Origin of the sequence: Mycobacterium sp. 134, from assembly GCF_048282715.1 — a bacterium.
GTDB classification, from domain to species: domain Bacteria; phylum Actinomycetota; class Actinomycetes; order Mycobacteriales; family Mycobacteriaceae; genus Mycobacterium; species Mycobacterium septicum.
Map to the genome: position 1 here is coordinate 6360541 of NZ_JBLVUN010000008.1, position 12278 is coordinate 6372818.

General features: G+C 66.1%; 12 protein-coding genes. 2 read left to right on the forward strand and 10 right to left on the reverse strand.

The features are described from left to right. Window position 1 precedes the first annotated feature (1 nt). Entirely contained in the window at window positions 2-727 is a 726-nt protein-coding gene (locus ACNQVK_RS35260; protein ID WP_409550813.1) for an O-methyltransferase, read from the forward strand. Between the two features lie 195 nt (window positions 728-922). Further along, window positions 923-2269 carry an MFS transporter gene (locus ACNQVK_RS35265; RefSeq protein WP_418034528.1) on the forward strand — a complete coding sequence of 449 codons (1347 nt, stop codon included), beginning with the start codon at window positions 923-925 and terminating at the stop codon, window positions 2267-2269. A 72-nt stretch (window positions 2270-2341) separates the two neighbouring features. Here ACNQVK_RS35265 and ACNQVK_RS35270 read toward each other — a convergent pair whose 3' ends face one another. From ACNQVK_RS35270 to ACNQVK_RS35315, 10 genes are read right to left on the reverse strand one after another with little or no spacing between them, the layout of a single operon-like run. Next, window positions 2342-2623 (reverse strand): WhiB family transcriptional regulator, encoded by a 282-nt coding sequence (locus ACNQVK_RS35270; RefSeq protein WP_409550812.1) that lies wholly within the window; start codon window positions 2621-2623, stop codon window positions 2342-2344. A 52-nt stretch (window positions 2624-2675) separates the two neighbouring features. Further along, complete coding sequence (locus tag ACNQVK_RS35275) at window positions 2676-3635, reverse strand: 2-hydroxyacid dehydrogenase (RefSeq protein ID WP_418033492.1); 960 nt, start codon at window positions 3633-3635, stop codon at window positions 2676-2678. Between the two features lies 1 nt (window position 3636). Then, the gene (locus ACNQVK_RS35280; RefSeq protein WP_418033493.1) at window positions 3637-4986 is read right to left on the reverse strand and encodes an enolase C-terminal domain-like protein; all 1350 of its coding nucleotides are present in this window, start codon (window positions 4984-4986) and stop codon (window positions 3637-3639) included. Between the two features lie 23 nt (window positions 4987-5009). Next, window positions 5010-5822, reverse strand: a complete 813-nt coding sequence (locus tag ACNQVK_RS35285) for an IclR family transcriptional regulator (RefSeq protein ID WP_418033494.1) — start codon at window positions 5820-5822, stop codon at window positions 5010-5012. A 1-nt stretch (window position 5823) separates the two neighbouring features. Then, window positions 5824-6546 (reverse strand): sulfite exporter TauE/SafE family protein, encoded by a 723-nt coding sequence (locus ACNQVK_RS35290; protein WP_418033495.1) that lies wholly within the window; start codon window positions 6544-6546, stop codon window positions 5824-5826. Beyond that, window positions 6543-7532: an ABC transporter ATP-binding protein gene (locus tag ACNQVK_RS35295; RefSeq protein WP_418033496.1), complete on the reverse strand. Its 990-nt coding sequence runs from the start codon at window positions 7530-7532 to the stop codon at window positions 6543-6545. Before ACNQVK_RS35295 ends, ACNQVK_RS35290 begins: the two co-directional genes overlap by 4 nt. Then, the gene (locus tag ACNQVK_RS35300) at window positions 7525-8541 is read right to left on the reverse strand and encodes an ABC transporter ATP-binding protein (protein WP_418034530.1); all 1017 of its coding nucleotides are present in this window, start codon (window positions 8539-8541) and stop codon (window positions 7525-7527) included. Before ACNQVK_RS35300 ends, ACNQVK_RS35295 begins: the two co-directional genes overlap by 8 nt. A gap of 38 nt (window positions 8542-8579) precedes the next feature. Next, window positions 8580-9566, reverse strand: coding sequence for an ABC transporter permease (locus ACNQVK_RS35305; protein ID WP_418033497.1), 987 nt, complete (start codon window positions 9564-9566; stop codon window positions 8580-8582). An 11-nt stretch (window positions 9567-9577) separates the two neighbouring features. Next, window positions 9578-10507: an ABC transporter permease gene (locus ACNQVK_RS35310; RefSeq protein WP_276126226.1), complete on the reverse strand. Its 930-nt coding sequence runs from the start codon at window positions 10505-10507 to the stop codon at window positions 9578-9580. Window positions 10508-10511: 4 nt separating this feature from the next. Further along, on the reverse strand, window positions 10512-12065 hold the full coding sequence (locus ACNQVK_RS35315; protein WP_418033498.1) for an ABC transporter substrate-binding protein: 1554 nt from the start codon (window positions 12063-12065) through the stop codon (window positions 10512-10514). Window positions 12066-12278 lie beyond the last annotated feature (213 nt).

The window sequence follows — 12278 nt, forward strand, 5'->3', positions numbered from 1 at the left end:
GATGACCAGGCGAATTCCGGACCGCTACGCACCCTCGCCGTTGGACGAACGAGCCCGCGCGGTGGCCGACCGATTGCACGCACGCAGCCGTCGTCAACTGCTGCCCTCCGTGGTGCCGTTGGCCGCCCGGGCGGTCCGTAGCAAGATCCGCACCGGCAGTTGGGATTTCACCCAGTCGCCGGAGTCCAAGGACTGGCTGGCCGACAAGCTGATCGCACTCGACCCGGCCAAGGCCGCGCTGTGCTACCTGCTGTGCCGCGCGATCGATGCCCGCCGAGTGGTCGAAGCGGGCACCTCGTACGGTGTGTCAACCATCTACCTAGCCGCCGCGGTGCGCGACAACATCGCGGCCTCTGGCGGCACCGGGCAGGTGATTGGAACAGAGCACGAGACGGCGAAAGTCGCTGCGGCACAGCGTAACCTCGCCGATGCCGGGCTGGCCCACCTCGTCGACGTGCGCGACGGCGATCTACGGGACTCACTACAAGACGTCGGCGGCCCGGTCGATTTCATGCTGGTCGACATCTGGATCCCGATGGCCTTGCCCGCGCTCGAGCGGGTGCTGCCCGAGCTTCGCCCGGGTGCGTTGGTGGTGTGCGACGAGGTGGTCAACGGACGCAAGGACTACCTCGAATACCTGTCGCTGGTCCGTGACCCCAACGGTCCGTTCCAGTCCGTAACGGTGCCGGGGCAGGGTGGCCTGGAGATCTCGATGAAGCGGTTCTGAGCCGCCGCAAACCGTAGATCTCTTGTCGATATGACGCCTTTACGGCGCCAAACCAGGCAACCCTCGAGAGCAACTCATACCGAGGCTGGATCAGCTGATGCCCAATTGGTCTTGGACGTGCATCAATACCCTGCTCTAGATTCCACTGTGAGGCGGGTCACTCGCCGAGGTATCTCGAAAGGAGCGGAAGTGTCGATCACGCAGCCCGCGCCCGCCGACTTGCAGTCGGCGGTGTCGAAGTTCTTCCGCCGCGTTGTACCGCTGCTGATCATCATGCTGATCTGCAATCAGCTCAATCGCGCCAACATCGGCTATGCCCAGGAGTACCTCGAAGCAGACGTGGGCATCGGAGCTGCTGCTTACGGCTTCGGCGCCGGCGTGTTCTTCGTTGCCTACGCGATTTTCGAGCTACCGAGCAACATCCTGATGGAGCGCTTCGGTGCCCGGATCTGGCTGACCCGCATCATGATCAGCTGGGGCCTGGTGTCCGCCGCGATGATGTTCGTCCGAAGCGCCGAAATGTTCTATGTCCTGCGATTCCTGCTCGGCATGGCCGAAGCCGGCTTCTTCCCGGCCGTCATCTACTACATGGCCAAGTGGTTGCCTGACAGCCACCGCGGACGGGCAACGGCGCTGTTCATCGCCGGTTCCTCGATCGCCGCCGCGATCTCGGGGCCGCTGTCCGGCCCCCTCCTCTCACTGCACGGCCAGGGCGGTCTGCGTGGATGGCAATGGCTGTTCCTCATCGAGGGCATGGTGTCGGTACTGGTCGGCATCGTCGCGTACTTCATGCTCAACTCGAAGATCCGTGACGCCGCCTGGCTGACCCGCGCCGAACAGGACGCCCTCATCGACGCGATCGACGCCGAGGAAGCACAAAAGACCAAGACCTCCGGCGTCGAGGGAAAAGGCAACCGGTGGAAGATGCTGGCCGACCCCAAGCTCCTGCTGTTCTGCTGGATCTACTTCGCCATTCAGCTTTCCATCTACGCCAACACGTTCTGGTTGCCGTCCATCGTGCGCCGTATCCACGGCCTCAACGACATCACTGTCGGGCTGCTGTCGAGCCTGCCGTGGATCAGTGCGGTGATAGCGATGTATCTGTCCTCACGCCTCGGCGACCGCCGGCCTGACCTGCGTCGCCCCCTGCTGATCTTCGCTCTCCTCACGGCCGCCGTGGGCACCTATCTCGCGGCCATCGCCTCGCCGTTGCTGGCACTGCTCTTCCTGTGCATCGCCGCGATGGGCTTCAAGAGCGCCAGCCCACTGTTCTGGTCCATCCCCCAATCCTCCATGCACCCAATGGTATTGGCGCCCGCGATCGCCATCATCAACTCGCTGGGCAACCTCGGAGGGTTCGTTGCGCCGTTCGGTTTCGGGCTGATCAAACAAGCCACCGGCACCGTCACCTGGGGTCTGTACGCGCTGGCCGCAGCCAGCCTGATCGCTGCCGGTTCTGTCCTGCTCGTGCGGAAGAGATCAGTCGACGTCACCGACTACCTCTTCCCCGAGCGTGCACCGGCCGACAAGACCTCGCACTGACGAACCTCAACGCTGGTTCGACCAGCAACCGCGTTCTACCGATCGTCCTGAAATCCTCATCCAGTGCCGGCGTCAGCGGCCACTGCCCTTGCGTAAGAGCTGGCGCTCGCCCTCGGACAACCCACCCCACACTCCGAACGGTTCGACGATCTCCAAGGCGTGGGCTCGACACTGCGCCAGAACAGGACAGTCCCGGCACAACGCTTTGGCCCGCAGTTCACGTTCAGCCCGTGCACGCCCGCGTTCACCCTCGGGCGAGAAGAAGACCGAGGAGTCCACACCTCGGCAACGCGCACCCATCTGCCAATCCCAATGATCCACATTCGGACCCGGCAGCTGCTGCGGCAATTGCATTGTCAGCTCCTAACCAAGAAGGACACACCCTGCAATCCAGTTCCGGTACGCGCTACTGCGACACCAGATTGCCCAGCGGCTCACCGCGATCGAGCCGGCCGATGTTGGCGGCGATCTCCTGGGCACGGCCCCCGAACGTGTCGGTGGTGACGCCCGACGAATGGGGCGTCATCAATACATTGGCCAGTTCGCCGAACGGCAGCTCACTCGGTACCCCCTGCCCACCCGGGCCGGGATAGCGGTACCAGACGTCGATGGCGGCGGCCCGGATCCGTCCCTCCAACAGCGCTTCGTAGAGCGGGCGCTCCGCCACGAGCGGTCCCCGCCCGACGTTGACCAGCACACCCTCGGAGCCCAGGGCCCGAAGCTGCTCGGCGCCGATCATGCCTTCGGTCGCCGCGGTGAGCGGCGCCGACACCACGACTACGTCGGACTCCGTCATGAGCCGGTCCAGCTCGGAGGTGTCGCCCGCCCAGGACAGACCGTGGGCCGTGGCGTCAACCCGCCCCGATCCGGTCACCGCAGCACCGGTCGAGCCCAGACCGCGGAACAATTCCCATACGCGCCGGCCGATGTGGCCGAACCCGACCAGGCCGACCCGGGCCGCGCCGATGGCGGGCAACTGCGGCAGGTTGGCGTCGTAGACCGAGGTGGCCCATATCCCTCGGCGCAGCGCCCGGTCCTGCGCCAGGAAGTCGCGGCGCAGCAACACCGCTGCCGCGAGCACGTACTCCGCGATGGACCGTTCATGATGGAAGGTGTTGGCCACCAGGGTCTCTGGCCGCAGTGCGGCGAAGTCGACCTTGTCGGTGCCGGCCCCCGCAACGTGCACGAGGCGCAGTTTCTCCGCTGCGGCCGCCATCTCGGCGGTGAACCGGCCGCCCACGAACACGTCGGCGTCCCGCAGGTCTTCGATGCTCCCGTTCCAGACGACCTCGGCACCCGGCGGCAGCGCGGCCTCGAAGCGATCGCGGTGTACCAGCAGATTCTGCTCTACGACGACAATCTTCATGTCAATCCCTGTGCAGTGCAGGGCGTTTGCCGTCGAACTTCCAGCCGGGGATCAGGTACTGCATGGCCACCGCGTCGTCACGCGCCCCCAGCCCATTCGCCAGGTAGAGCTCGTGGGCCGCGGCCACCCGATCCTCGTCGAGTTCCACGCCGAGCCCCGGGGTCTCCGGCACATCGAGGTAGCCGTCGACAATTCGGTAGGGCTGCTTGGTGATCCGCTGGCCGTCCTGCCAGATCCAGTGCGTGTCGATGGCCGTGATGTTGCCCGGCGCCGCCGCGGCCACATGGGTGAACATCGCCAGGGACACGTCGAAGTGGTTGTTGGAGTGCGAACCCCAGGTCAAACCCCAGGCGTCGCACAGCTGCGCGACCCGGACCGAACCGCTCATGGTCCAGAAATGCGGATCTGCCAGTGGGATGTCGACGGCACCCGCCCGGATCGCGTGCCCCAGCTCGCGCCAGTCGGTGGCGATCATGTTGGTGGCGGTGGGCAGTCCGGTGGCCCGCTTGAACTCGGCCATCACCTCGCGCCCCGAGAAGGTGCCTTCCGGCCCGACCGGGTCCTCGGCGTAGGCCAGCACGTCGGTGAGCTGACGACAGGTCTGGATCGCGTCCGCCAGCAGCCAGCCACCGTTGGGGTCCAGCGTGATCCGCGCATCCGGGAACCGTTCGGCCAGTGCGGTGACGGCCTTCGCCTCGTCGGCCGCGGGCAGCACACCGCCCTTGAGTTTGAAATCGCGGAATCCGTAGCGGGCACGCGCGGCCTCGGCAAGCCGGACCACAGCCTCGGGCGAGAGCGCCTCGTCGTGGCGGACGCGCAGCCACGCGTCGGCGCCTGCCGGCTCGTCCGCCGCGGACTGGTACGCCAGGTCGGTACGGTTGCGGTCCCCCACGAAGAACAGGTAGCCAAGGGCCTGTACCCGACTGCGCTGCTGACCGTCACCGAGTAACGCGGCGACCGGTACCCCGAGGTGCTTACCGAGCAGATCCAGCAGCGCGGACTCCACGGCGGTGACAGCGTGCACCATGACCCGCAGATCGAAGGTCTGTGCGCCGCGCCCCGCACTGTCACGGCCGGCGAACTCGCGGCGGATGCTCTCCAGCACGGCGTGGTAGGCGCCGAGCGACCGGCCCACCACCAGTGGCCTCGCGTCGTCGAGGGTGCGCCGGATGGCCTCGCCGCCCGGCACCTCTCCCACCCCGGTGTTCCCATCGGAATCCTTGAGGATCAACAGGTTTCTGGTGAAGAACGGCCCGTGGGCGCCGCTGAGGTTGAGCAGCATGCTGTCGTGGCCGGCGATCGGTATCACGATCAACTCCGTCACTACGGGTGTCGTGTTCTGTTCACTCATCGATACTCCATTCGTGGGCAAACTCATGCGAACCACTTATCTCCATTGGCAACCGGGCGGACCACCCGAGACACCTTGTCGCACACCAGGCGCAGGGCGTCGACGATCTCCCGCTCCCGCTCCGGTGTGAGCCGCGACAGCGGGACTGACGCGCTGATCGCGTCCTGCGCCGGATGCCGGTAGCGCAGCGTGACCGCGAAACATTTGATGCCCTGGGTGTTTTCCTCGTCCTCGGTGGCATAGCCCCGAACCCGGACCTCATCGAGAGCCGCGTCGAGACCGTCACGGTCGGTCAGCGTGCGCGGGGTCAACGGTGTCAACGGATCCGGGATGTGCGAATCGAGTTCGGCTCCGAACCGCTCGGCCAGCAGTGCCTTGCCCAGCGCGGTGGCGTAGGCCGGCAGTCGGCGGCCCACTTTGTTGGCGGTGCGCACATACTGGCGGGACTCTCGGGTGGCCAGGTAGACGACGTCGTGACCGTCGAGCCGGGCCAAGTGGAACGTCTCGTCGAGTTGACCGCGCAGGTCTTCGAGGAACGGCGCGATCATCGGGAGGTACGGGTCGGCGTCGAGGTAGCTGGTGCCGACCAGCAGCGCCCGCATACCGATGCTGTACTGCGTGCCCGCATCGTCGGAACGCACCCAGCCCTGAGCCACCAGGGTGCGCAGCAGCGCATGCGCCGAGCTGCGTGGCATCTCAAGCGCCACACAGATTTCCCTGATGCGCACGGGCTGGTCGGGTCGCGCGGCCAGGAACTCCAGCAGCTCGACAGTGCGCACCGCGGATTTCACCTTGCGCACTGAAACGGCGTCGGCCCTGCTTGATTCGTCGGTCAACTCAGCCTCCCATCAACTGACGGACGATCAGCACCACGGCGCCGATGGTGGATATCGCGATGGCCGCCCACCGCTGACGCTGCCGATCCAGGTGGCGGTTGACCCACCGGGACAAGGCATAACCGAACACGCACGCCGGCACGAGCATCGCGAACACCACGACGGTGTGGTGATCAATGGAACCCGTGAGGGCCAGTAGCACGATCGACAGCGCCGACCCGACCAGGAAGAACCCACTCATCGTCCCGCGCAATCGGGCACCGGTGTTGTTCTGCCACACCAGCGCCATCGGCGGTCCGCCGATGGAGGTCGCGGTGCCGAGCAGACCTGAGGTGGCGCCGGCCAGCACCAGATTGCGCCGCCGCGGCGCGGGGATCCAGCCCATGCTCGTGAGTGCCACTCCGCCGAGCACCACCGCGGACAGCGCATACGCCAGCAGTTCCCCGGGCATGACCACCAGCAGCAGGGCCCCGGCAACGGTGCCCGGGACTCGTCCGGCCAGGGCCCATCCGGTGCCTGCGAGGTCGATGTCCTCGCGTTCGCGAACCACCACCATGAGCGTGACCATCGTCGCGAGCATGATGAGTGTGCCCGGGATCAGCCCGGGGTCCACGATCGCGACGATCGGTGCCGCCAGCATGCCCATGCCGAACCCGATGGAGGCCTGCATGCATGACGCCAGCACGATCGCGGCGGCGATGATCCCGTAGCCGGCGATGCTCACGCCGACACCGATACCGGCACTGCCGGTTCCAACGGGTGATGGCATTCGGACATGTGGCCGTCGACGTCCGGTGCGGCGGTGGCCATCGGCGCCTGCGTCGCACAGATGTCGGTGACCTTCCAGCATCGGGTCCGGAACCGGCAGCCCGACGGCGGGTTCAGCGGTGACGGTACCTCGCCCTTCAAGAGGATCCGGTTGTTGCGCTGGGCCGCATCGAGTTTCGGTGCCGCTGACATCAGCGCCGCGGTGTAGGGGTGGCGCGGGTTCTGGTAGACGTCCTCGGTGCGGCCGCTCTCGATCATGTGGCCCAGGTACATCACCGTCACGCGATCGGCGACGTGGCGCACCACCGACAGGTCGTGCGAGATGAAGATGTAGGAGATCCCGAGTTCCCGCTGCAGATCGTTGAGCAGGTTGAGTACCTGGGCCTGCACCGAGAGGTCGAGTGCCGACACCGGTTCGTCGCAGATGATGACGTCGGGGTTGAGTGCCAGCGCCCTGGCGATGCCGATACGTTGCCGTTGGCCGCCGGAGAACTCCTGCGGGTATTTGCCCGCGGCCTTGGCTCCCAGGCCGACCATGTCCAGCAGGCCACGCACCCGCATCTCCCGGTCCTTGCGGTTGGGGTGCAGCGTCTTGTGCGTACGCCAGGGCTCGGCGATGATGTCGCCCGCGGTCATGCGGGAGTTCAGCGACGCGTAGGGATCCTGGAACACCATCTGCACCCGGCGCCGGAACTTCAGCAGCTCCACACCACGCAGGCCGAACGGGTCGATGCCGTCGAAGGTCACGCTGCCCGAATCCGGGCGCTCGAGCATCATCAGGGTCCGCGCCAGGGTGGACTTTCCGCAACCGGATTCACCGACCAGACCGAGCGTTTCACCACGGCCGAGATCGAGGTTGATCCCGTCGAGGGCGGCGAGCTGGTTCTTGCCCACCCGGAACGACTTGCGCAGATCACGGACCGTGAGCAGGTTTTCAGACATCTGTTGCTTCTCCTCCTCGCGTGCGGACCTCGACCTCTTCGGGGAAGTGGCAGGCGCTACGCCGGCCATCACCCCTGAGCACCGGCCTGGTGGTGACGCAGATGTCCCGGGCCAGCGGGCAACGGTCCTGGTAGACGCAACCGGCCGGGATCGAGTGCAGGTCGGGCGGGGCGCCGCCGATGGACCTGAGGGTCTCGCCGCGTACCGCGCTCACCGGGACCGAGTCGAGCAGCCCCTTGGTGTACGGGTGTCGAGGATGGGCGAAAACCTCTGCCACCGGACCGGTTTCGACCACCTGGCCGGCGTACATCACTGCGACCCGGTCTGCTTCCTCGGCCACCAGCGCCAGATCGTGGGTGATCAGTACGACGGCCATGTCGAATTCGGCGCGCAGGCTCTTGAGCAGCGCCATGATCTGCGCTTGCACGGTGACATCGAGCGCGGTGGTCGGTTCATCGGCGATCAGCACCCGCGGGTTCAGCGCCACGGCCATCGCAATCAGCAGCCGCTGCCTCATCCCGCCGGAGAACTGGTGCGGATAGGACTTCATCCGTTCCTCCGGCTGCGGAATGCCCACCCGTGCCATCAGTTCCACCGCCTTACGCTTGGCGTCCTTGGCATTCATCCCATGGTGGATGCGGAACGGCTCGGCCAGCTGGGTACCGACCGTGTAGAGCGGGTTGAGTGCGGTCAGCGCATCCTGGAACACGATGGCCAGCTCAGGCCCGGCCAGCATGCGCCGGGTCTTGCGGTCGGCGGCGAGGATGTCCACTTCGGCCAGTGTCGCGGTGCCGTCGACCACCTCTGCGACGGGCTCGAGCAGCCCGACCAGTGCGGTGGCGGTCATCGATTTACCGCAACCGGATTCGCCCAGCAGGGCCAGGGTCTGGCCGCGGTGCGCCGCGAAGCTGACGTGGTCGACGGCGCGCACGGTTCCGCCGATGGTCCGGATGTCGACGGTGAGCCCGTCCACCACCAGTGCGGGATCGGTTTCGACGTGCTCGGACATGCTCGGCTGCTCCACGACACTGCTGCTCAACTGTGAGGTCATCCGAGGGCCTTTCCGGTTTTGGTGAAGCGGGACAGGCGTTTCTGCGGGACGGTGAGCCGCCAACGCTGGCCGGGATCGGTGGCGATACGAGCCCATGCGGCGAGGATGGTGGCAGAGACCGTGGTGATCACGATGGCCACGCCCGGGAAGAACGAGAGCCACCATGCGGTGTGCAGATAGGTGCGGCCCTGCGAAACCATCAGGCCCCAGCTGACGTCTGGCGGCTGAATCCCGATACCCAGGAAGCTCAGCGACGATTCGGCCAGCATGACGTAGCAGAAGTCCAGGGTGGCCACGGTCAACAGGGTGGGCAACACGATCGGCACCACATGCCGCGCGATGATGGAACGTCCGCCGGCCCCGAACGTGCGGGCCGCGTCGACGAACACCCGGCTGGACAGTTCGGCCGACTCCGCGCGAGCGGTGCGCAGGTACACCGGGATGCGGGTGATCGCCAGCACCGCAACGATATTGGCCGCGCTCGGGGAGAACACGTAGAGCACCACCACTGCCAACAACAGCGAGGGGAAGCTCATGATGACATCGGCCACCCGCATGGCCAGCGTTTCCCGCCAGCCGCGGTAATAGCCGGCCCACATGCCGATCAGCGATCCGGCGACCGCCGAGATCACCACGGCCGGGATGGCCACCGACAGGGTGGTGCGGCAAGCGACGATCAATCGGGCCAGCATGCTGCGTCCCAGTGGGTCGGTGCCGAGCACGTTGGCCCAGCCGTGCGCGAGCGTGAATGGTGCCTGGTTCGAGTTGTCCAGGTCGATGTGGGTGGCGAGGTTGCCGACCAGCATGGGCCCGAACACCGCGGTGAGGACCACCAGGCCGAGCACCACGGCGGCACCGGCGGCCACCCGGTCATTGACCAGCAGCCGGAACCAGACCGAGCGCTTGCGGGTCGGCTCGGCCTCCGGTTCGCCGACGATCGCGGTGGTCGGTTTGACTGGTACCAGGTCGATTTGCGTGCTCACGATGCGTACCCCTAGACCTTTGCCGGTTCCCGTACGCGTGCGTCCAGCAGCGCGTAGCAGGCGTCGATGATGATGTTCAGCACGAAGATGCTCACCGCCGTGAGTAGGACGGCGGCCTGCAGGACGGCGAAGTCGCGCTGCAGGATGGCGTCGATCATGAGCTTGCCGATACCGGGCCAGCCGAAGATGGCCTCCACCACCACGGCACCGTTGATCAGCCCGACCGCGAGATCGCCTGCCACCGTCAGCGCGGGCGCGGCCGCATTGCGCAGCGCGTGGTGGCTGACCACCCGAAGGTCGCCGGCGCCCTTGCTCCGGGCCAGGCGGATGTAGGGCGCCGAAAGTGCCGAGACCATGGCGCCCCTGACCACCTGTGTCAGCACGCCCAGGGGCCGGATCATCAGCGTGGCGATCGGCAGAATCCAGGACAGCATGCCGTCGTCGGTACCCGAGGTGGGCAGCCATCCCATCAGCACGGAGAACAGCCACACCCCGGTGATGGCGAACCAGAAGTCGGGAATGCTGGCGGCGGTCATCGACAGCAGGCTGGAGAACCGATCGGCCAGCGAGTTGGGCCGGTAGGCGGCCCAACATCCGACGATGACCGCGCCGACGATCGCCAGGAGCATGGTGACGAAGGCCAGTTGCAGCGTCGCCGGGAACGCCCGCAACGCCATCGCGGACGCGGATTCTCCTGTGCGCAGCGAGGTTCCGAAGTCGAGGTGGATCACGCCCTTGAAGTAGTCCAGCAGCTGGGTGAACAACGGCTGATCGAACCCGTGCTGATGGGCGAACGCCGCACGCTGGTCGGCGGTGGCGGACTCGGGCAGGTACAGGTTGGTCGGATCACCGGTGAGCCGGGCGAGCAGGAACACGCCGAGCAGCACGATGATCAACGGAATGGTGCTGGTGTACATCCGGCGCCGGAGGAAGGGGAACATCGGCTCAGCTCCTGTCGGTGCGGTCGGTCGCAGCGGGCGTCATCTCCGAAAGCCGCATCTCGTCGCCGGTGGCGGAGTTGGGGGTGTAGTCGACACGTGGCGACTTGCCGAGAATGCCCTTCATGTGGGCGATGTAGGCGAACTGCATGATCTGCTGCGGTTCCTCGGCGAACAGTTTGGCGAACGCATCCTGGCGATCCTGACCGGTGAGGGCTTCCGCGGCGCGGATCTTGCTGTCGAATTCTGTTGTTCCGTAGGCACTCTGCGGACCATCGGAGAGCATGTACTGGTCCATGGTGAACGCAGCGTCACCGGCCTGGTTGCCGTGCATGATCATCAGCAGGTAGGGACCGGTGTCGGCGGGAAACGGGCGCAGTTGGTACTGCAACTGGCCGGCGGTGTCCATCATCTCGATCTTGACGTTGAGACCGATCTCGGCGAATTCACTCTGCAGTACCTCGATGGTCTCGGAGATCTTCGGGAACTGAGCGGTGCGGCCGATCAGCCGGATCTGCCGGTCCACTGGCACCCCTTCGGCCTTGGCCTCGGCGATGAGCGCCTTTGCCTTGTCGAGATCGTGGGGCCACAACGGCAGTTGGTCGTTGTATCCGACGACGCCGGACGGGATCAGCTGGGACGCCGGCTCGCCGAGTCCACGGAACAGGGCTTTGACGATGCCGGTCCGGTTGACCGAGTAATTGATGGCCTGCCGGACGCGAATGTCGTTCAGCGGGGCTTCTCCTGCCTGCATTCGCAGCGCGGTGGTCTCGTTGTTCTGGAACGGAACTCCGCGGTCGTCTGCCCCGTCCTCGGGTCCCAGCGAGGTGGCGATGTCGGCCTCGTCGTTGGTGATCATGGCGGCACGCACGCTGCCCTCGCTGCGCCACTGGTACTCGGCGCGGGCGAAGGCCGGCTTGGCACCCCAGTAGCGGTCATTACGCTTCAGCAGCAGCTTCTGGCCGTATTCCCAGTCGGAGATGGCGTACGGGCCGGTGCCGATGGGCTCGCGTACCTTTTCGGTGGTGCTGGTTCCGGACGGAACGATCTCGACGAACGAGATACGCAGCGGCAGAATGGGATCCGGTTTCGGCGTACCGATGACGACCGTGTTCTCGTCAGGCGCACTGACGTCAAGTTTGTCGTCGCCGAACACGTAGCCGTCCACGTTGCACTGCAGATCGGAGTTCACTGCGCGGTCGATCGAGAAGGCGGCGTCCTTGGCCGTGAAGGGCGCACCGTCGGAGAAAGTGACGCCTTTGCGGATGTCGAAAGCCCATTGGTCGGGCGCGGTTTGGCGCCAAGCGGTGGACAGCAGCGGCTGCAGGTCGCCGGTATCGGGATCGCGCTCGATGAGCGGTTCGGTGATGTTGGACCGCACCACGATGCCGGTCGAGGTCAGCGAGCTCTCGCAGGGCTCCAGGGTCGGCGGCTCCTGAGAGATCACGATCCGCAAGGTGTCGGGGTCATAGCCGCCGTGCGCGGTATTGGCGACGGTGCACCCCGCGGTGAGCGTGCAGGCGGCGAGAGCGACTGCCGGAGCGGCGAGAACTCGCCTCATGAATCCTCCAGGATGTGATGTCCACGTATGTGGATGCAGGTTGTGACCGCAGACACACGCTAAGAACGGCCGGCTCCGCCCGTCAACCCACTGGAATCGAGCGAAATGGCCCGCATCGATGCGGGTGCACGTAGTGCCCGACCGGCACAAATAGGGCTCTGATCTGCATTTTTGATGATGAGCGGGAGTGATCGATACGCCCGCAGCAATGCC